22 protein-coding genes are annotated in these 19,158 nt (G+C 68.3%); 11 read left to right on the plus strand and 11 right to left on the minus strand.

Translation table 11 applies throughout. The features are described 5' to 3' along the window. The first annotated feature begins 111 nt into the window (after positions 1 to 111). Positions 112 to 1,191 carry an alpha/beta fold hydrolase gene (locus O6P37_RS17570; RefSeq protein ID WP_269895290.1) on the plus strand — a complete coding sequence of 360 codons (1,080 nt, stop codon included), beginning with the start codon at positions 112 to 114 and terminating at the stop codon, positions 1,189 to 1,191. Positions 1,192 to 1,250: 59 nt separating this feature from the next. Further along, positions 1,251 to 1,736, plus strand: a complete 486-nt coding sequence (locus tag O6P37_RS17575; protein WP_269895291.1) for a cupin domain-containing protein — start codon at positions 1,251 to 1,253, stop codon at positions 1,734 to 1,736. A gap of 28 nt (positions 1,737 to 1,764) precedes the next feature. Here the strand turns inward: O6P37_RS17575 and O6P37_RS17580 are convergent, their stop codons facing one another. Next, positions 1,765 to 2,397, minus strand: a complete 633-nt coding sequence (locus O6P37_RS17580) for a TetR/AcrR family transcriptional regulator (protein ID WP_269895292.1) — start codon at positions 2,395 to 2,397, stop codon at positions 1,765 to 1,767. A gap of 69 nt (positions 2,398 to 2,466) precedes the next feature. Here O6P37_RS17580 and O6P37_RS17585 point away from each other — a divergent pair, with 69 nt between their 5' ends. Beyond that, complete coding sequence (locus tag O6P37_RS17585) at positions 2,467 to 3,687, plus strand: oxygenase MpaB family protein (protein WP_269895293.1); 1,221 nt, start codon at positions 2,467 to 2,469, stop codon at positions 3,685 to 3,687. 48 nt (positions 3,688 to 3,735) lie between these two features. Here the strand turns inward: O6P37_RS17585 and O6P37_RS17590 are convergent, their stop codons facing one another. From O6P37_RS17590 to O6P37_RS17605, 4 genes are all read right to left on the minus strand, one after another. Further along, positions 3,736 to 4,503, minus strand: a complete 768-nt coding sequence (locus O6P37_RS17590; RefSeq protein ID WP_269895294.1) for an SseB family protein — start codon at positions 4,501 to 4,503, stop codon at positions 3,736 to 3,738. A 47-nt stretch (positions 4,504 to 4,550) separates the two neighbouring features. After that, complete coding sequence (locus O6P37_RS17595; RefSeq protein WP_269895295.1) at positions 4,551 to 4,979, minus strand: DUF4383 domain-containing protein; 429 nt, start codon at positions 4,977 to 4,979, stop codon at positions 4,551 to 4,553. An 86-nt stretch (positions 4,980 to 5,065) separates the two neighbouring features. Continuing rightward, positions 5,066 to 5,728 carry a response regulator gene (locus tag O6P37_RS17600; RefSeq protein ID WP_269895296.1) on the minus strand — a complete coding sequence of 221 codons (663 nt, stop codon included), beginning with the start codon at positions 5,726 to 5,728 and terminating at the stop codon, positions 5,066 to 5,068. After that, positions 5,725 to 6,933: a sensor histidine kinase gene (locus O6P37_RS17605; protein ID WP_269895297.1), complete on the minus strand. Its 1,209-nt coding sequence runs from the start codon at positions 6,931 to 6,933 to the stop codon at positions 5,725 to 5,727. The genes O6P37_RS17600 and O6P37_RS17605 overlap by 4 nt, the downstream gene beginning before the upstream one ends. A gap of 132 nt (positions 6,934 to 7,065) precedes the next feature. On the opposite strand from O6P37_RS17605, the gene O6P37_RS17610 reads away from it, so the two are divergent. From O6P37_RS17610 to O6P37_RS17620, 3 genes are all read left to right on the plus strand, one after another. After that, positions 7,066 to 7,446, plus strand: a complete 381-nt coding sequence (locus O6P37_RS17610) for a hypothetical protein (RefSeq protein WP_269895298.1) — start codon at positions 7,066 to 7,068, stop codon at positions 7,444 to 7,446. A gap of 119 nt (positions 7,447 to 7,565) precedes the next feature. Beyond that, the gene (locus O6P37_RS17615; protein WP_269895441.1) at positions 7,566 to 8,162 is read left to right on the plus strand and encodes a hypothetical protein; all 597 of its coding nucleotides are present in this window, start codon (positions 7,566 to 7,568) and stop codon (positions 8,160 to 8,162) included. A 25-nt stretch (positions 8,163 to 8,187) separates the two neighbouring features. Then, on the plus strand, positions 8,188 to 8,571 hold the full coding sequence (locus tag O6P37_RS17620) for a hypothetical protein (RefSeq protein ID WP_269895299.1): 384 nt from the start codon (positions 8,188 to 8,190) through the stop codon (positions 8,569 to 8,571). Between the two features lie 9 nt (positions 8,572 to 8,580). Here the strand turns inward: O6P37_RS17620 and O6P37_RS17625 are convergent, their stop codons facing one another. Then, complete coding sequence (locus tag O6P37_RS17625) at positions 8,581 to 9,192, minus strand: class I SAM-dependent methyltransferase (RefSeq protein ID WP_269895300.1); 612 nt, start codon at positions 9,190 to 9,192, stop codon at positions 8,581 to 8,583. Between the two features lie 79 nt (positions 9,193 to 9,271). On the opposite strand from O6P37_RS17625, the gene O6P37_RS17630 reads away from it, so the two are divergent. After that, the gene (locus O6P37_RS17630; protein WP_269895301.1) at positions 9,272 to 9,718 is read left to right on the plus strand and encodes a MerR family transcriptional regulator; all 447 of its coding nucleotides are present in this window, start codon (positions 9,272 to 9,274) and stop codon (positions 9,716 to 9,718) included. On the opposite strand, the gene O6P37_RS17635 is transcribed toward O6P37_RS17630, so the two are convergent. Continuing rightward, positions 9,697 to 10,407, minus strand: coding sequence for a YwaF family protein (locus O6P37_RS17635; protein WP_332909803.1), 711 nt, complete (start codon positions 10,405 to 10,407; stop codon positions 9,697 to 9,699). The two genes, O6P37_RS17630 and O6P37_RS17635, sit on opposite strands and share 22 nt — an antisense overlap. Before the next feature lie 96 nt (positions 10,408 to 10,503). Between O6P37_RS17635 and O6P37_RS17640 the strand changes: the two genes are divergently transcribed. Both O6P37_RS17640 and O6P37_RS17645 read left to right on the plus strand, forming a co-directional pair. Then, a complete protein-coding gene (locus tag O6P37_RS17640; RefSeq protein WP_269895303.1) occupies positions 10,504 to 12,108 on the plus strand; it encodes an SLC13 family permease in 1,605 nt (534 codons plus the stop codon). Then, positions 12,105 to 13,157, plus strand: a complete 1,053-nt coding sequence (locus tag O6P37_RS17645; RefSeq protein ID WP_269895304.1) for a tartrate dehydrogenase — start codon at positions 12,105 to 12,107, stop codon at positions 13,155 to 13,157. The genes O6P37_RS17640 and O6P37_RS17645 overlap by 4 nt, the downstream gene beginning before the upstream one ends. A 24-nt stretch (positions 13,158 to 13,181) precedes the next feature. Here O6P37_RS17645 and O6P37_RS17650 read toward each other — a convergent pair whose 3' ends face one another. The 3 genes from O6P37_RS17650 to O6P37_RS17660 form a co-directional block, all read right to left on the minus strand. Beyond that, positions 13,182 to 13,745 carry a phosphate-starvation-inducible PsiE family protein gene (locus O6P37_RS17650; RefSeq protein ID WP_269895305.1) on the minus strand — a complete coding sequence of 188 codons (564 nt, stop codon included), beginning with the start codon at positions 13,743 to 13,745 and terminating at the stop codon, positions 13,182 to 13,184. Next, a complete protein-coding gene (locus tag O6P37_RS17655; RefSeq protein WP_269895306.1) occupies positions 13,745 to 14,221 on the minus strand; it encodes a TspO/MBR family protein in 477 nt (158 codons plus the stop codon). Before O6P37_RS17655 ends, O6P37_RS17650 begins: the two co-directional genes overlap by 1 nt. 67 nt (positions 14,222 to 14,288) lie before the next feature. Then, positions 14,289 to 15,695, minus strand: a complete 1,407-nt coding sequence (locus O6P37_RS17660; RefSeq protein ID WP_269895307.1) for a purine-cytosine permease family protein — start codon at positions 15,693 to 15,695, stop codon at positions 14,289 to 14,291. A 147-nt stretch (positions 15,696 to 15,842) separates the two neighbouring features. Between O6P37_RS17660 and O6P37_RS17665 the strand changes: the two genes are divergently transcribed. Then, the gene (locus O6P37_RS17665) at positions 15,843 to 17,288 is read left to right on the plus strand and encodes an MFS transporter (RefSeq protein ID WP_269895442.1); all 1,446 of its coding nucleotides are present in this window, start codon (positions 15,843 to 15,845) and stop codon (positions 17,286 to 17,288) included. On the opposite strand, the gene O6P37_RS17670 is transcribed toward O6P37_RS17665, so the two are convergent. Next, the gene (locus tag O6P37_RS17670; RefSeq protein WP_269895308.1) at positions 17,285 to 17,713 is read right to left on the minus strand and encodes a type II toxin-antitoxin system Rv0910 family toxin; all 429 of its coding nucleotides are present in this window, start codon (positions 17,711 to 17,713) and stop codon (positions 17,285 to 17,287) included. The two genes, O6P37_RS17665 and O6P37_RS17670, sit on opposite strands and share 4 nt — an antisense overlap. 293 nt (positions 17,714 to 18,006) lie before the next feature. On the opposite strand from O6P37_RS17670, the gene O6P37_RS17675 reads away from it, so the two are divergent. Next, positions 18,007 to 19,128, plus strand: coding sequence for an ABC transporter ATP-binding protein (locus O6P37_RS17675; protein WP_269895309.1), 1,122 nt, complete (start codon positions 18,007 to 18,009; stop codon positions 19,126 to 19,128). The last annotated feature ends 30 nt before the right edge of the window (positions 19,129 to 19,158 follow it).

Raw genomic sequence — 19,158 nt, forward strand, 5'->3', positions numbered from 1 at the left:
GGGCTGTTCTCTGGTTGGAAGGCTTCCTGCGCAATCCGAGCTCGTGGCCACGCAGTAGAGCTAGGCTGGCGTTGGCACGCTGCAGCGTGCGTGGTCAGTTGCGAGGTTCCGGTGCCCGATACACGGTATGCGCTGAGCGGCGATATACATGTCGCGTACCAAGTGATGGGCGACGGCCAAACTAACCTCGTTTACATTCCCGGCTGGGTGTCGCATCTCGAGCTGGAGCTGGAAAACGGGCTGTCGCGGCTGTTCTACGAAGCGCTGGCGTCGTTCACCACGCTGGTCCGTTTCGACAAGCGCGGAACCGGGATGTCGGACCGAATGATCGGCACGCTTTCGCTCGAGGACCGGATGGATGACATCCGCGCCGTGCTCGACGCCGCAGGGATCGAGCGCACGTCGCTGTTCGGGTTCTCAGAGGGCGGAACCCTAGGTGCGATTTTCGCCGCTCGGCACCCCGACCGCGTCGAGAAACTGGTCCTGTTCGCCAGCCACGCCGGCAAGGTCACCGGCAGCCCGGATTTCCCGTGCGGCTACGAGTCGGAAGAAAAAATCCACTGGCTCGAGGACATCATCGAGAAGCGCTGGGGCACAGGTGACTCTCTGGAACACCTAGCTCCGTCGTTGTGGCGGCATCGACAGGCCGATCGAGCCAGGGCCGGAATGGCCCGCTTCGAGCGCATGGCGGCCTCCCCTGGCTCGGCCCTGGCACTTTTCCGAGCCAACATCGGCAACGACGCCAGGTCAGTGTTGCCGCAGGTCCAGGCCCCCACGCTGGTGTTGCATCGCGCGGGTGACCGCTTCGTTCCGCGCTGCAACGGCGAGCACCTGGCGGCGGCGATCCCCGACGCCCACCTGATCGTCGTCGACGGCGACGACCACCTGCCGTACGTCGGCGACATGACGGCCGTCTTGCGAGAGACCGAGCGATTCCTCGTCGGCACAACGCACCACGCGGAAAGCCTTCGAGGGCGGGCCGGTCTCGTCGGCGACCCGCTGAACTCGCTCAGCCCCGCCGAGCTGCGGGTCGCCGAATGCGTCGCACAAGGGATGTCCAACCCTGCGATCGCAGAGGCCCTGCACCTGTCGCGACATACCGTGGAATCACACCTGAAGCGGATTTACACCAAACTCGGCGTGACCCGCATCCAGCTTGCCGCGGCGATCACGGCCGGCGCCAACCGCTAGCGGGAAGATTGGCCGAGTTCGGGGATGCGCCTGCGGGTCGCCGCTCGAATACTCAATCCATGAGTATCGACAACAACCTCCCCGTCGGGTCCTACCTGCAGCTGGAGCGCGACGGCGGCGAGCGCCTGAAGTTCCTGGGCGACAGCGCGATGTGTCTCAAGATCGACGGCGCCGGCACCGCTGACGCGTTGACGTTCTACGAGTACATATCCGAACCCGGTGTCACCGGCCCTCCTCAACACATCCACCATGGCCACGACGAGACCTTCTACGTCGTCGACGGCACCTATGAGTTCACCTTCGGCACCGAGGGGGTGATCGCCGAACCCGGTGCGTTTCTGTACGTCCCGCGCGGCCGGCCCCACACCTTCCGCAACGCCGGGCATGGGTCAGGTCGCATCGTTGGCACGTTCGCTCCGGCCCGCTTCGCTGAGTACTTTCGCGAGCTTGCGGAGATCATCGACCGCACCGGCGGCCCGCCGAATCGGGCGCAGTGGGCTGAGCTTTACGGCCGCTACGACACCACCTTCCTCGACGATGCGTAGGTGAGATGCGCGCTGGCGCCGTGCGCGTTTAGGCGTTTCCCATGCCTTCGACGACGGCGACGCACAGTCCGGCGGCGATCGCTGCGAGTTCGGCAGGCGTCTCCTTCGGGTCGCTGAGCCACGTCTCGATGAGGTGGTTGGCGCCGCCGACCATGAACAGCGCCCCTCGGCGCAACGCGTCCGCACTCGGTGTCTCGTCGCCGAGGACCTCGGGAGCGAGTTCGACGATCAGGGAGGCGATCTGGTCGAGGATTCCCGCACGGTGTTCGGGAAGACCCGGGACGGCGCTGACGTCGCCGGTCGCGATGCGATGGACGTGCGGGTCCGCGGCGATGATCTCCAGGAACGCGGTCAGTGCCGACGTCAGCTTGTCGGCAAGGGTGCCCGGATCACCGACCCCGGCCTCGACCAACGCGGCGAGCAGCTCGGCACGCACCTCGTCGACGACCGCGAACACGATCGCCTCCCGATTCGGGAACTGCTCGTAGAAGTAGCGGGTGGTCAGCCCCGCGGCACTGCACACCCCGCGCACCGTCACGTCGGCGACGCCGGACGTCCCCCAGATCTGGCGTGCCGCGGCGATCAGCTTCTGACGCCGCTCGGTGCGGCGGTCGTCCGCACTCACGCCGCCGTAGTCACGCACCACCTCCGCGCGTTTCATTGACACGACCCTACCTGCGATCTAGTTTTGGACAACGGTTGTTATCAGAAGTGCTCGAGGAGCGTTGCGATGAACCATTCCGTGCCCGCCCGCCATCCGTCGAAGCCCGGTCCGGTCCCAGCGGCCGTCCGGCTGTTCGCGAACCTGCTGGGCGTCGAGCCTCCGTCCGCCGAGCGCTGGCAGCGGCTCGGCGAGCACCTCACCGTCGGCGACGAACCGATGGACCGCCTGGTCGACTGGATGTCGGCCACGGGGATGGAGCAGCTGCGGCCACTGTTCGACCGCGCGCTGACGTCGGGCATCGACAGCGTGCCTGAGGCGCCAGAAGCCCTGCGCGCGTTCTTCACCGAGGTCGAGACGGCTCCCGCGTGGGTCGACTGGGAGCTGCTGCGCATCGGGCAGCGGGCGATGCGCCGCGGCGGGGCCGACGGCATGTACATCGCGCGTGATGTGTCGCTACTGGGCGGCTACCAGTTCTCCGGCTTCAACAAGACGCTGATCCGGACGGGCGCGCTGGAGAAGGGGTCGAACAAGCGATTCGCCGAGACCATGCAGTGGGCGATGGACACCTTCGTCGAGGGCGGTCTGGCGCCGCAGGGCGTCGGCTACCGATCGACGCTGCGGGTGCGGCTGATTCATGCGTTCGTGCGTCGTCACGTCGCGACGATGCCGGACTGGCGGGGCGACGAGTGGGGCCTGCCGGTCAACCAGACGGACATGGCCGCGACGCTGGTCGGCGCGCTGATCGCACCGTCGGCGGGCGGCCTGGCGATGGGACTTGTGTTGTCGCCCAAAGAATATGACGCCATCGCGCACCTGACCCGTTACGTCGGGTGGCTGCTCGGGGTGGACGACGCGTGGCTGCCGCGCAATTTCCGCGACGGCATCCGGGTGCTGTATCACACCGTGGCGGCGCTATCGGAGCCCGACGAGTCGACGAAACAGTTGGCGATGCCGATGGCCGAGGACCCGCTGCGGTGGAACTATCCCCTGCTGGCGTCGCTGCGCCGTCGGCTGGCGCGCGCCCAGCACCTGTCGGTGACCAGCGCCTACCTGGGCCCGCGGGCGATGCGGTCGCTGGGTCTGCCTGCGTATGTGCCGCCCTGGTACCCGGCCATGAGGTTGCCGGCCAACCTCGTGCGAAGCGCGGCGGCGCTGACCCGACGTGGCGGGCTCGACCGGGCGGCGCAGCGCGGCTACCGGGAGCAGAAGGCGTTGCTGCGCATCATGATCGGTGACGACGAGGCGACGGTCGGCGAGTCAGCCACACATGTGAGCCGGGTGGCCTGACCGGAGCAATTCCCCAGTTGGGGACGGCGACGACAATCGACCGATACCCTACGCAAGCAACTCGGCATCGATCTCGCTGCGCGGCAGCGCGATCCACGGCCCTGCCGGATCGATCACCAAGCCGCCGTACCCATCTGACCGCATCTTGTGCAACACCGCTGAAACCGACATCGCGGCTACCGCATCGGAGGGGCTGTAGGCGACGACCTCCGGCGCACTGGTGAAACCCAGCAGCGCCGAAGACCCATCGGCAAGGGTCGTCGACCGGACACCGATCTTGCCCGGCGCACTCCGATCATCAGCGGCCAGCAGCAGCGGCCCATCATCACGCAGCACGTCCACCACGCTGCTGCGCTCTGCCTGTCGGGCGGCGAACCTCACGACGGCGTCCTTCAACGGGCCATTGCGCGGATTGCGCAGCGCGAAGTCGACCTCATCCGCCGCCAAGGCACACGTCGGACCCGCTGGGTCGAGGTACACCCACCCATCCCCCTGCTGTCGCGCAAGCTCCAAGGCGCCAACTGCCGGCGTGACCATCGACTGCGTCCGAGTGCCTGGCGGATGCAGTCGCGCGATCTGCTCATTGCTGGTGAACGCGAACAGGGTCCGGCGCCCGTCAGGGCCCGTACCGCCACGGATCTGAAGGCGGGACCCCGCGGTGAACATGGCCTCGGCCAGCGCGTCGGAGCCGGTGATGTCGAGTAGCAATTCGCCGGACATGCACTGGCGCAACACCTCCAACGCACCTTTCGGCCCCGGCTCGGCGGCGAACGCTGCCACCGCGTGCCGAACGGCGCGATTGTCGACCGATGTCATCACACAAGTATCCGCCGGCATCCCACTCGCTACTCACGGACAACTGCTCAGCCCCGCAGGTCGGCCAGCGATTTCCTGATGCCGCCGTCGAGCACGATCTGCACCGCGGCCACCGCGATCATCACCGTGGCGGTCACCACGTGAATCACCGCGTCGGTCACGTTGTTCGGGAACGTGAAGACGTAGGCGACCTGTTGCGAGAAGAACGCCCAGATCCCCGGCAGCCCAGCGGCCACCGCGCCGACGAGCAGGTACAGCACCGACCATGACTTGCGCAGCGCGAACACCAGTCCGGGCCCGAAAAGCGCGACGCCGGCGAGCGCGTGCCAGCCGTTGTAGTCCATCCCAAGGATCTGAACTGTCGGCGCGCCGGGTCCGGTCGCGAAGCTGGGTTCGGCTATGTAGCCGATAACCGCCTGGATCAGGTGCAGCACACAGATGATCAGCAGTCCGACCTGAGCCAAACTCCACCGCATTGCGCGCCTCCCCTGCCCTCTGAATCGGATACTACGCGCTGTAGTAGTCGATGCCAATGCCCTGACGGAAGCACTTGGAAAGGAGGTCAGTTCGGGGAAACGATCCCGTGGTCGTAGGCGTAGACGATCGCCGCCGCCCGGTCGCGCAGACCGAGCTTGAAGAAGATGCGGCCGATGTGACTCTTGACCGTCACACCGGAGATGAACAGCTCGTCGGCGATCTCGCCGTTCGACCGGCCCCGGGCGATCAACGTCAACACATCGAGTTCGCGGGACGTCAGGTCGGTGGCGACCGGTTCGTGCGGCGACTGCGCCGCACCGCGATACACGTTCAGCACCCGTGAGGTCACCGCCGGATCGAGATAGCTGTCACCCCGGGCAACGGCGCGCACGGCGTGGATCAGCTCCTCGGCCGACGAGTCCTTCAACACGAATCCCGCTGCGCCGGCGCGTAACACACCGGAGAGGAGGTCGTCGTCGTTGAACGTCGTGAGGGCGAGCACCGGCGGCCCACCGCCGCTGGTGAGCAGCCGGGTGGCTTCGATGCCGTCGACCCGCTTCATCCGCAGATCCATCACCACGACGTCGGGCCGGTGCTGCTCGACCGCTTCGAGCACCTCGTCGCCGTCCGAGCATTCGGCCACGACCACGATGCCGTCCTTGCGACGAAGGATGCGCCGCAGCCCCGAACGCACCAATTCCTGGTCGTCCACCAGCAGTGCGGTGATCTCCGCCGTCTCGTGGCTCACAGCGGGCAATGCCTCGGCGGCCGGCCGGCGTTCCCGTCGGCCAGCGGGATGTCGGCACGCACCGACCAGGCGCCTTCGGACGGCCCGGCCTCGATCCGCCCACCCAGCAGTTCGACGCGCTGGCGCATCCCCTGCATGCCGCGGCCCTCCCCCGGGCACGCGGCGCCGACGGTGACCGGAATGTCGTTGGTGACGGTCAGCAGCGCGTGGTGGGCGGTGATGGTGAGCACGACATGACACCGGGCGTCCGCGGCGTGTTTGGCGACGTTCGCCAGCGACTCCTGGGTGATCCGGTACAGCGCCAGGCCGACGGCGGCGGTCACCCGGTCCAGCGGGCCGTCGACGACGAGATCCACCTGCACGCCGGCGCGAGCGAAATCGTCGACCAGGCCGCAAATGTCGGCGACGCCGGGTTCGGGCGCCGTCTTCACCGTGGTGGTGTCCAGCAGCCCGACGGTGCGGCGGATGTCGGCCATCGCCTGGCGACCGAGCTGCTCGGCCTGCTCGAGCGCCTCGACGGCATCGTCGACGTCACGATCCTCCTGCAGTCCGCGGCGGGCGCCGGTGACGTGCAACAGGGTGATGGACAGCGAATGGGCGATCACGTCGTGCACCTCGCGGGCGATGCGGCGGCGTTCCTCACCGGCGGCCATCTCGGCGAGCCGGGCCTGAGCCTGCTGCTGCTGGATCAGCAGCTGGCTCTGACCGTTCATCAGATACCCCACCAGCCAACCGATCCCGACGAAACTCAGGTACAGCGGCAGCGAATCGACGCGACCAGCCGCGGACGCCACCAGCAGCAGAACCGCCGCTGCCGACGCCGCCAAGAATCCGCCCGTCATCGCGGTCAACGCGCCCACCACGCCGACCATCAGGCCCAGCAGCAACGGCGCGAAGTCGTCGGCGACCGGACCCGAGGTGGCGAACAGAAAGATTCCGGTGGCCGCCGTCCATGCGACGCACAGCGCGAAACCCTCGTGCTTGGGCCCGAACGTGAAGAAACACAACCACGGCGTGAGCGACACGACAAGCGCGACGGCGGCGATCGGCAAGTCGGACAGCGGGCGCTGCAGAGCCGCAACGAGGCCGACGCCCAGCATCGTGGCGTCGACGGCCATCACGAATCGCCACGTGTAACCGAGCGGAATCATCTCGGCTCCGCGGCGGAGGCATCTCCGCAGGTAGCGCTCTGCCTGACGCGGCATCGTGCCATCGTAGAAGAGTCGGCCGCGGGCGTACATCATCCCGTGGTCGGCATCTGTCGTCCTACCACGGTCGCAGACGCGATCGACCCGCAGCACGACGCGTACGCCCGTACCAGTTCGTAGCGTCGAGACATGACATGGTCAGAGTTGCACGAACGCATGGCATTCATGGCTGATCTCATCGAACGGGCCACCGTCGACCCCGAACGGGCACTCGAGCTCGACGACCGTGCCACCGAGGTGATGCGCCTCTTCGGTGACGAGGAGGGGCTGCTGCTGTCGCTTCGGCACCGCTGGATGACGATGCTGGCGGCCCGGCTCGACCAGGCGGTGCACGACGACTTCCCCGCCGAGCAGGCCCACGCCGAACTGATCGCGAGCCACCCCGGGTTGCGTGCGCTGCTCGACGCCGCCGCCCGGCGCTCGGTCCGGATGCGCGGCCTGCAACGCGGCGAGCAGCGGATCATCGACATCCACTCCAGCCCGGACACGAACCGCCGAACAGTCGCCTGACCTCCACATCGGCTCATCAAAGCGTCACTGTGACAATTCATCCCGGTTCCGCTCGAGCCGGAATGTGTGCACAATAGGTCGTCTGAAACCCCCGGACGACAGGAGCGATCTTGGCCGCTGTGTTGGCGCCCCCGTCAGGTCAGTACCGGACTCGGGGACGACACAGGAAGCCACCGTCGCATCGGCAGCAGTTCGTCAGGCGCTGTCTGGCCGGCGGCGGGGTCACCGCTCTGCTGGCCGGCCTGCTCGTGCTGGCCGGCCTCGTGATCACATGGCCGATGAAGGCGGCGGGGCCGATGGTGGGGCCCCGGCCGGCACCGTCGGCGACGGCGGCGCCGCCGCCACGCCCCTCGCCCGATCCGCCGTCACGCACGGCGACCGCGTCGGACATCCGCGGGTTCACCGAGAGCGGGCCGCGCTGTGACCCGGCCCAGACCGCGCTGGCGATCGGCCGCACTCCACGGTCGCTGGTGGTGATCTGCACCGCCGCCGCGGGACGACTCGAGTACCTCGGTGTCCGGTTGAGCGACTCTGCGATGCTCCGAACCACTGCCGAGCGCACCGCCGCGCGGGGATTCGTCGCGCGCAACGACGATGTGCGCTACGCCGTCTCACCCACCGAGCTGCTGATCACCGCCGGCAGCACCGTCGTCAAGCGCGAACCGATGATCGAATTCGTGCGCGCCGGCGCCGCCGATGCCCCGGCACCGCGGTGATGCGTCGAGTGACTACGGTGTGACGGTGCGGACTCTCCTGCTGATCGGCGTGCTCCTGTTCGGGATCGTCGCGGCGCCGTGGACTGCATACGCAGATCCGGACACGGACGGCTCGGTCCCCTTCGTCGACACACCGCAGATCGTCGACAGCCATCCGCTCCAGGTGGAGTCGTGGACCGTGCAGGACGGCGGCCTTACCCTGCGTCTTCGTTTCACCGCGGGCACCCCTGAGTGCTTCGGCGTGCACGCCACGGTGCTGGAGACTGCCGACACCGTCGAAGTGCGGTTGCGCAGCGGCGCCCGGCCCGAGTCCGTCGCCCGTGCCTGCATCATGATCGCGGTGTCGGGCACGCTCGACGTGCCGCTGGCCCAGCCGTTGGCGCACCGCGCGGTGCTCACCCCGTACTGAGCCCTGGGTTCACGGACGGAGGCCGCGCACCGCCCAGACGCCGCGCCGGCCATGCCCGTGCTCCGTGACGCTCATATCGGTGAATCCCGCAGCCCGGCACAGCGAGGCGAAGGCCTCCGCCTGATCGCCGGTCCAGCCGTGTGAGGCCAACCCGGTGGCGTCGGCGGAGGTTCGGCGCTCGACGGCCAGCAATCGCCCCCCGGGCTGCAGGACGCGGTGGGCTTCGGCGAGCCCGGCGTCGACGTCCTTCCAGTGGTGCACCGTCGCCAACGACCACAGCACCGTCGCCGACGCATCCGGCACCGGAACCTGCTCGGCGCTCCCCTGCGCCCAGCCGACCTTCCCACTGCCGCGGGTGACGAGCCGGGCCACCCGCAGCATCACCGGCGCCGGGTCGACACCCGTGGCGCTGGCCCCCCGGCGTGCGGTGGCGCGCACCGCCACCCCCGCACCGCAACCGATGTCGACGACGCGATCGGCGTCCGAAACCTCGGCGAGCTCGACCGCGAGGCGGGCGTTGGGGCGCCCGATCAACAGCAGGGCGATCGCGAACAGCAACCCGCCCGGGCCGGCGAAGCCCGGATGGTCCGCGTGATGATTGACAACGGTGGTCTCGGCCATCCCTGACTCCTTCGGCCACATCGGCGGTGATCTCGAAAAGACCTTGCCGGTTCAAGCCGGGTTGAAGTCAAATGCGGAGATGGAACTGATCCCGATCGGTGATGCGGCGCTGCGGCTGGGGATGCGGACGTCCGCACTGCGCTATTACGACGAGCGCGGACTGGTGTCGCCGTGCGCACGCAGGGGCGGACGCCGCATGTACGGGCCCGACGAGTTGCGGCGGTTGGCCTTCCTCAAGCTCGCCAACGGACTGGGACTGCCTCTGGACACCGCCGCCGCGGTGCTGGACGCCCCCAGTTCCGATTGGCGACAGACGGTCCGCGACCAGATCGACGCCCTCGACCGCGTCATCGCGCAGGCGAAAGGCGCACAGGTGTTCCTCACCCATGCCCTGCACTGCCCGGCCGACCATCCGGCCCGGGAATGCGCGACGATGGTCGGCACGCTCGACCGCTTGGTCGACGGCCTCAGCGTGGAACAGCTGGCCGCCGAGCAGATGGGTGCTCACCCCGCCGGCGAGTCATGACCGCCTGCGGCCCGCGTCCACGGCCACGTCATCAGCGCCCACACTCCGAACACGGCGGCCGCGCCCACGACGACGTAGAGCGGCCACGGGCCGAGGACGTCGAGCAGGCTCCCGGTGCTCGGCTTGCCGTTCAGGAAGCCGTAATTGCTGCCCGTCAGCCGGTTGAACGCGAACGTGACCACCATCCACGCCGACGTCACCGCCACCGCGATGCGATAGCTGCGCCAGTTCGGGCGAATGCCGCGCCCCCAGGTGAGATACACCGCCCCCCACACGACGACGAGGTGGATGAACCAGAAGCCGAGGTACTGGTAGTGCGGAAAGTCCGGGCCGCGCAGGGCCGGTGAGATCAGCGCCTGCACGCTCAGCACCAGGCCCCAGTAGTACATCAGCGCATGCGCCCAGTGTCGCTGGGACCACCAGGCGTACGCCGACACCACGGTGGCGAGATCGGTGAGATGCAGCGGGACCGACCGGTCGATGCTGGGTGGAAACATCGAATAGGCAACCGCCACAGCGTAGATCGCCGCCGTCGACGCTCCGACGACGCGGCCTAACCGGCGGGACTGCGCTGGGCTCTGACGGCGGCCGAGCCACACCAGCAGCACCCCGCCTGCCGCGAACACCGCGATGGCGGCCCAGTGCGAGATCCCGTAGGCGGTGAACTCACCGGATGCGCTCGCCACGATTGGCACGCTATCGCGATTAGTCCTGCGGTGGTTTGGGCACTCACCTTTCGGTGTGACGCAAGCCACACGTCTTCCAGCTGCCGTCAGGAGAGCGCCATGACCGCCGGGGAACAGGCCAAGAGGACAGACGTCGACAAGGCGCTGATGGGCAGCGCCACCTATCGCAGCCTGGGCGAGCAGCGTCTCTCGCCGGGTGAGGAGCGGTTCGAGAAGGGCCGGCGCACCGTCGGCCTCTTCCTCGCACCGATCGTCGCGATCGCCTTCCTCGCCCTGCCACTGGACATCCCGCCGCAACAACAGACATTGGCCGGCGTGCTGCTCGGCGTGATCGTGCTGTGGGTGAGCGAAGCGGTTCCGATCCCCATCGGTGGCCTGCTCGGCGTCGCGGTGGTGGTCTTCATGGGTGTCGCGCCCGCCGACGACGTGCTGGGCCCCTTCGGTTCCTCGACGGTGTTCACATTCATCGGCGCGTTCATCCTCGCGCAGGCGATGCTGAAACACGGTCTCGCCCGGCGGTTCGCGTTCCGCATCCTGGCACTGCCCCGGGTGGGGCAGTCCACCACCGGGGTCATCGTCGCCTTCGGCGGGATCACCGCACTGCTGTCGGCATTCGTCTCCAACACCGCCACCGTCGCCATGTTGCTGCCCACCGCGATCGGCATCCTCGGCGTGGTGGCGAAGCTGCTGCAGGTCCAGGGCAAGGTCCCCGACGACTTCGATCCGCTGCGGCTGAAGGTCGGCGCCGCCATCATGCTCATGCTGGCGTACTCGGCCAGCGTGGGCGGCCTGCTGACGCCGGTGGGCAGCCCACCCAACCTGATCGGCCGCGGGCTCATCGAGGAGGCCACCGGCGAGCGGATCAGCTTCGGCCAGTGGATGGTGATGGCAGCGCCGATCTGCCTGCTGATGTTCGTGGTCCTCGCATTCGTGCTCATCAAGCTGAACAAGCCGGAGATCAAGCGCATCGAGGGCGTCACCGAGTACGTCCACGAACAGCGTGCCGAGATGGGCAAGCTGTCGAGGGCGGAGAAGAACACTCTCATCGCCTTCGGCATCACCGTCTCGCTCTGGATCTTCCCCGGGATCATCGCGCTCATCTTCGGCAACGACTCCGACATCTACACCGCGGTCAGCGACCGGCTCGACGAGGGCACGGTCGCGGTGTTCGGCGCGGCGCTGCTGTTCCTGCTGCCCACCGACTGGGAGAACCGCGAATTCACGTTGCGGTGGAAGGACGCCGCACAGATCGACTGGGGCACCATCGTATTGTTCGGCACCGGCATCATCTTCGGGTCGCTGCTCGCCGACACCGGATTGGCCGAGACGATCGGCACCTCGGTGGCCGACTCCCTCGGGCTGTCCAGCGTCCTGCCGATCACGATCTTCGCTGTGCTGCTGGCGATCGTGGTGTCGGAGACGACGAGCAACACCGCATCGGCCGCAGTCGTGGTGCCGATCATCATCCCGGTGGCGGTGGCCGCGGGTGTAAACCCGTTCGTGCCTGCCCTGGCGGCCACCTTCGCGGCGTCGTTCGGCTTCATGCTCCCGGTGTCCACTCCGCAGAACGCCATCGTCTACGGGTCGGGGGCGGTGCCGATCACCACGATGATCCGCTCCGGCATCACCTTCGACATCGCCGGCGCGATCCTGATCATCCTGTTCCTGCCGCTGTTGGTCGCGATGCTGGGGCTCGGATCGTGACCCCCCAGAAGATCGCGGTGATCCCTGGTGACGGGATCGGCGGGGAGGTGATCGACTCGGCCCGCGCGGTCCTGGACGCGGTGTGCGCCAAGCACTCGATCTCGCTGTCCTACACCGATTTCGACTGGTCGTGCGAACGCTACGCCAACGAGGGCGCGATGATGCCCGCCGACGGGATCGACACCTTGGGCGAGTTCGACGCCATCCTGCTCGGCGCCGTCGGCTGGCCGGGCGTCCCCGACCACGTCTCGCTGTGGGGACTGCTCATCCCCATCCGGCGGGCCTTCCGCCAGTACGTGAACCTGCGGCCGATCCGGGTGTTCGACGGCGTGCGCAGTCCGCTGCGCGACGCCGACGGGGTGGACTTCGTCGTGGTCCGCGAGAACGTCGAGGGTGAGTACAGCGAGATCGGCGGCCGGATGAACCGCGGCTTCCCCGACGAGATGGCGGTGCAGGAGTCGGTGTTCACCCGGGTCGGCATCACCCGGATCGCGGATTACGCACTGGAACTCGCCGCGACCCGGCGCAAACACCTCACCTCGGCGACCAAGTCGAACGGCATCGTGCACACGCTCCCGTTCTGGGACGAGGTCGTCGCCGAACGTAGCGCCCGCCATCCCGACATCGAGGTGGTCAGTGAGCACATCGACGCGCTGGCAGCCAAATTCGTACTGGACCCGCAGCGCTTCGACGTGGTGGTGGCATCGAACCTGTTCGGCGACATCCTGTCCGACCTCGCGGCCGGGGTCGCCGGGTCGATCGGTATCGCGCCGTCGGCGAACCTCGATCCGACCAAGCAGTACCCGTCGATGTTCGAACCGGTGCACGGCTCGGCGCCCGACATCGCCGGACGCGGAGTGGCCAATCCCGTCGGCGCGGTGTGGTCGGCCGCGATGATGCTCGACCACCTCGGCCACCCGGCGGCCGCCGCGGACATCGTCACCGCGATGGCGGCCACCCTCGCCGAACCGCACACCCGCACCGGCGACCTCGGCGGCACCGCGTCCACCCGCGAGGTGACCGAGGCCCTGGTGGACGCCCTGCGCTGAGGCCGGATACGGCGCGCGGGGAGCCTATTTGGACTCCGCGTCGTCCTCTTCTTCGGCCTCCTCCTCGGCGACCTGCTGCCCGGCGTCCTCGGTGTCACGCCGGCGCTCCCGCAGCACGAAGGCGGCAATCGCGAGGGCCAGCACCACGCCCGCGAGCACCCCGATCTCCACCACGGCGCGGGCGAACACCGGGCCCTGATCGAGCAGTTTCGCCGCCTCCACGGACAGCACCACGATCTCCTTGATGCCGGCGAGGATGCCGACGATCAGGAACGGTTCGGCGACGATCTCGTGAGATCGCAGACACGACCGCACTGCGTAGAGCAGTTCGACGAAGATGAAGATCAGCAGCAGGCCGTCGAGCACCTCGAGCATGACCGTCGAGGCGGGCGAGTTGCGCAGCCGCAGCATCGTGTTGAACTGGGCGACCAGCAAGGCGCCCGAGCCGATCACCAGGACGACGGCGATCGCCCAGTAGATGGTGTCCTCCATGACGCCGAGGGCACGGTCGGCGAACCGCTGCCGGTCGTCTTCCTTCTCTTCGTTCTTGGCGTCTTTGGCGTCCTTGGCGTCTCTCGTCTTCGCCATCAGCGGTTCAGCCGCCAGATGCTGGTGGACAACGCAGTGGCGAACGCGCACCACAGCGGATAGGGCGCCAGCACCGCCGCGCCAGGTCCGCGCGCCTCGATCGCACGCCGGGTCAGGTCGGCGCTGCTTGCCGTCAGCGCCGCCGCGGCCACCGCCGACGCCCCGAGCCGGTGCTGGTTGAAGAACAGCCACGTCCAGCCGCCGTTGAGGACGAGATTCGCCGCCAGCGCGACGCGGTAGGCGCGCGCCTTCTCGGGCGCGGTTCCGTCGAGTTCGTCGAGGGTGCCCGCGGACACCGCGGCGATGTCGGCGTACAGGATGGGCCAGACGATCGGAAAGGCTTGCCGCGGTGGCTGAAAGCTCGGCTTCTTCAGCTTCGCGTACCACGCCGAGTCGGCCGGCCGGCTCGCCAGACCGCCCACTGCCGCGGTGGCGAAGACTGCTCCGGCCGTCTTGGCCAGGGTGGCTGCCCGCATGGGGACCCCTTTCGTCGGATGAGCGATACCCGAATCGCGACCCGGCGAATCTCCGCCGCTCCCAGACTCAGCCGACCGCGGCACCACGCACGCGTCGCCGCGTGGCCATCCGATAGCCGCCGTAGAGCACTGCGGCCACCGCGAAGTTGACGAAGTAGGCGATGTCGGCGCCGTGCCAGGCCCGTGCCACGAAGCCCTCGATGAGCGTGGTGTGCATGAACGGCATCGCGGCGAGATAGGCCACCACGAACGCGCCCAGTGCCACCGCCGCGTCGCGCGGGTCGGTGTGCTCGGCAGCGGGATCGATGGTGTCCCGCCCGGCGCTGCGGAGCCGCCAGTCGATGACGACCACGGCGACGAACGCCGGAATCCAGTAACTCACCAGCAGCAGTACGTCGGTGAACCTCGTTGCGGTGTCGGCGGCATGCAGCCACAGGATGAGCAGGAACGCCAACGCCGTGATGATGACCGCCGACACCGGCCTGCGGACCCGGACGCCGACCGTCTGCAATGCCAGCGAGCCGCTGTAGTCGTTCATCACCCCGGAGCCCACCGAGGCCAGCGCGATGACCACCAGCGCCAGGCCGCCGACGACGCCGCCGCCCATCACCGAGCGCACCCCTTCGGCGGTCTGGTCGGCGAGCAGGTCGGCGGCGGCGATGCCGATCGCCTGAACGAAGATGTAGGCCAACACCACCCCGCCGAACGTGTATCCGAAGACCTGAGCACGCCGTGAGGTCGCGGGCAGGTAGCGGCTGAAGTCGGCGGCATAGCTGGCCCAGGAGATCGCGAGGCTGAACGCGATTGTCACCTCCAGGACGAACGCTCCGACCAAGTCGGGGCCCGTCACGGTGGCGGCGGTGATCACGTCGTGGCTGCTGACGACCTTGATGGCGAACACCAGGAAGGTGGCGAACAGCACGACGGTCAGCACGGCCTGCAGCCGGTGGATCAGCTCGTAGCCGAAGAACCCCACGACGCCCTGCACGCCCAGCACGATCAGCACGGCGACCCAGAACGGGATGCCGAGCAGGGCCGCGAGCGCCTCGCCGCCGAACAGCCCCACCAGCGCGTCCCACGCGATCGACGATCCCCACTGCAGCACGCCCGGCAGCACCACCCCGCCGCCGAAGGCCATCCTGGAATGCGGCAGCTGTCCGGTGCCGGTGCGCGGCCCCCAGGTCGAAAGGTAGGCAACCACAAGCGAACCGAGAACGGTGCCGATGACCATCGCCAGCATTCCCAGCCAGAAGCCGAGGCCGAGCACGATGGCCAACGTGCCGGTGAACACCCCGCTCATGGTGACCTGCGGTGCGAACCACACCGTGAACAACCGGGACGTCTTGCCGTACCGCTGGTCGGTCGGGATGGGCGCGATGCCGTGGGTCTCCACGGACATGTCACCCACCCCCGAGGGTCGGTGACCTGTGAAGGTCGCCGCGGTCAGCGCACTCGACGTCGGGCCGGAAGTCATGCGTTCATTCGACCACGGTCGACCGGTCCCGCCCCGGGCCACCTCGCCGCCGTGTCGGGCGCGGCGAAGGCTAGCGTCAGGGGAACTGACAACGAAGGCGAGCTAACGATCGGAGTGGGTGTGGTCGAGACCGACGCGAACCGGTCGATGCCCGCCTTCCCGCCGGTGCGACGGCCCGGCCTGCTGGTCGCCGGGCTGAGCGTCGTGGTGCTCACGGTCGCGGTGCTGCAGACGGCGGTCGTTCCGGTACTCGGCATCATCGCCACGCAGTTGTCCGTGTCCGGTGTCGCCGTCAGCTGGGCGGTCACCGCCAACCTTCTCGCCGCCATCGCCCTGACCCCGCTCATCGGCCGGCTCGCCGACCTGTACAGCAAGAAGCGCGTCCTGCTCACCGTCCTGGCCGTGGTCCTGGTCGGCAGTGTCCTCGCGGCCACCACGTCGTCACTCGCGATGCTGATCGTGGGTCGCGTCCTGCAGGGTGCGTCGTACGCGCTCTACCCGATCGGGGTGGCGGTCCTGCGCGAAGAGTTGCCGCGCGAGCGGCTGGTGGGCGCGATGACGGTGATGTCGGGAACGCTCGGATTCGGCGGCGGGGCGGGTCTGGTGGTCACCGGCCTGCTGATGGCCGACGACGCCGGCTATCAGCGGGTGTTTTGGCTGACCACGGCGTTCACCGTCGTGGTCATCGGCGTGGTGCTGGCGGTGGTGCCGTCCCGGAAGCGCACGTCGTCCGGGTCGATCGACTGGCTGGGGGCCGCGGGTCTGGCGGCGGGCCTTTCGGCGGTGCTGCTCGCAGTCACCCAGGGCAACAGCTGGGGATGGGCGTCGCCGCGCACGATCGGCACCGCGGTGACGGGAGTCGTCGTGCTGGTGGCCTGGTGGTGGTGGGAGCGGCGCGCCGCGCGGCCGCTCGTGTCGACCCGGATGCTCGCCCGCCGGCCGATCCTGCTCACCAACCTGGCCACCGTGTTCGTCGGCATGGGCCTGTATTTCGCGTTTCTCGGGCTGACGCAGTTCGTGCAGACGCCGAGCGCGGCCGGTTACGGCTTCGGCGCCGATGTGCTCGAGGCGAGCGTGGTATACCTGCTGCCGGGTGCGGTGACGGGATTCGGGGTCGCACTCATCAGCGGGCGGTTCATCGAGCGGTTCGGCGCGCGCCGGGTACTCGTGGCGGCCGCGCTCGCCGGCATCGCCGGGTTCGTCATGCTGGCGGTCGCTCACGGCCGCCCCTGGCAGGTGATCGTCGCCGGCATCCTGGCCAATGCCTACATCAGTCTCGGCTACGGCGCGCTGCCCGCGCTCATCGTCGGCGACGTCGACGCGGGCGAGACCGGGGTTTCGACCGGCATGAACGCCATCGCCCGCACCATCGGCAGTTCGACGGCGGCCGCGGTGGTCGCGGTGCTGCTGTCGCACACCCAGCCCGGCACCGGGCTACCGGTAGAAGCCGGCTTCGTGACGATCTTCTGGGCGGGCGCGGTGACGGCCGCGCTCGCGATGGTGCTCATCGCCCTGTCGCGGTCCCGGGAACGCGGTGTCGACACCGACGAAGCGCGCCACGAGACGCGGGCGATGAACCACGAGTGGGGTTAGCGCAACGCCGCGAGGTTCGACACCGACTTCTGCACGTCGGATTCGATGACCTTGGCGACGAGATTGCCCACCCTGGTGTTCAGCAGGCCGCCGGAGAGGTCCGCGATCACCCGGAACTTCGAGCCGTCGCCCTCCTCCTCCACGTGCAGCGACAGTGCGATGCAGACCGCGGGCCTGCCGGTGCCGACGAGCTCGATGTCCTTGGGCTCGTCGTAGCGGGTGACCCGCCAGTGGATGGTGTTGCGGAAGCCCTTGACCTTGATCAAGGACGACACACAGGTGCCGACCTCGATCTCGTCGGGCACGTGACTGCGCCAGCCGGCGAAGATCGTCAGCCACTCGTCGAAGCGGCGCAGGTTGGAGGCCAGCTCCCATGCGTCCTCCGGGCTCAGGTCCGAGGAAACCGCGACGTCAACCGATGCCATGCCACCTCACTACCCGATGAAGTGCGAATGGTAAACGGCCTCCGGTTCCCGGAGACCCCGATCCGCCACCTCATTCCACGCGGAATCTCTCGATGTCACCCGGCATAACGAAGGATTCCATTGTCGGAATGTTAAATCGTTGCGGAATCGCTTGCGAAGGTCGCCGGTATCGGCCATGGTTTATACGGCTTGCGGGGGGCTGCATCGAGGAGGACTGCGTTCTGACCGGCACACACACCACCGCCGTCGACAACATCACCGGCACCCCGGGCGGATCCGCCGCGACCGGCCCGGTGATCGAGATCGACCACGTCACGAAGCGCTTCGCCGATTACGTGGCGGTGGCCGATGCCGACTTCTCGATCGGCTCGGGAGAATTCTTCTCCATGCTCGGGCCGTCGGGCTGCGGCAAGACCACCACGCTGCGCATGATCGCCGGGTTCGAGACCCCCACGTCGGGCGCCATCCGCCTCGAGGGCGCCGACGTGTCCCGGGTCCCCCCGCACAAACGCAACGTCAACACGGTCTTTCAGCACTACGCGCTGTTCCCGCACATGTCGGTGTGGGACAACGTGGCCTACGGTCCGCGCAGCAGGAAGAAGGAAAAGGCGGAGATCAAGCGTCGCGTCGACGAACTGCTCGAGATCGTCCGGCTGACCGACTTCGCCACCCGCAGGCCGGGTCAACTCTCCGGCGGCCAGCAACAGCGGGTGGCGCTGGCGCGGGCACTGGTCAACTACCCGAGCGCACTGCTGCTCGACGAACCGCTCGGCGCGCTCGACCTCAAGTTGCGTCAGATCATGCAGTTCGAGCTCAAGAGGATCCAGCGCGAGGTCGGCATCACGTTCATCTACGTGACGCACGACCAGGAGGAGGCGCTGACCATGAGCGACCGCATCGCGGTGATGAACGCGGGCAACGTGGAGCAGATCGGCACGCCGAACGAGATCTACGAGCGGCCCGCCACCGTGTTCGTCGCCAGCTTCATCGGCCAGGCGAATCTCTGGCCCGGACGCCAGACCGGCCGGAGCAACGGCGGCCTGGTCGACGTCGAGGTCCTCGGCACCACACTGCGGGCCCGTCCCGGCGAGACCACCATCGAGGCCGGCGGCCACGCGACGCTGATGATCCGTCCCGAGCGGGTCAGGGTCGCGATGGAACAGCCCGCCGCGGAGTTCGCGGCCGTCCGCGCGAAGGTCAGGGACCTGACGTTCCAGGGACCGGTGGTGCGGCTCTCACTGGCCGCCGCCGACGAGTCCGCCATCGTCGCGCACGTCGGGCCCGAGCAGGAACTGCCGCTGCTGCGCCCCGGCGACGAGGTCTTCGCCTACTGGTCGCCGGAAGCCTCGCTCGTGCTGCCCGCTGCGGACATCCCCACCACGGAGGACCTGGAGGAGATGCTCGACGATTCCTGATCGTCTCGGCATCGGCGTCCGCTCCCCCCA

The sequence above is a fragment of the Mycobacterium hippophais genome (genome assembly GCF_027529605.1).
Classification (GTDB): Bacteria; Actinomycetota; Actinomycetes; order Mycobacteriales; family Mycobacteriaceae; genus Mycobacterium; species Mycobacterium arseniciresistens.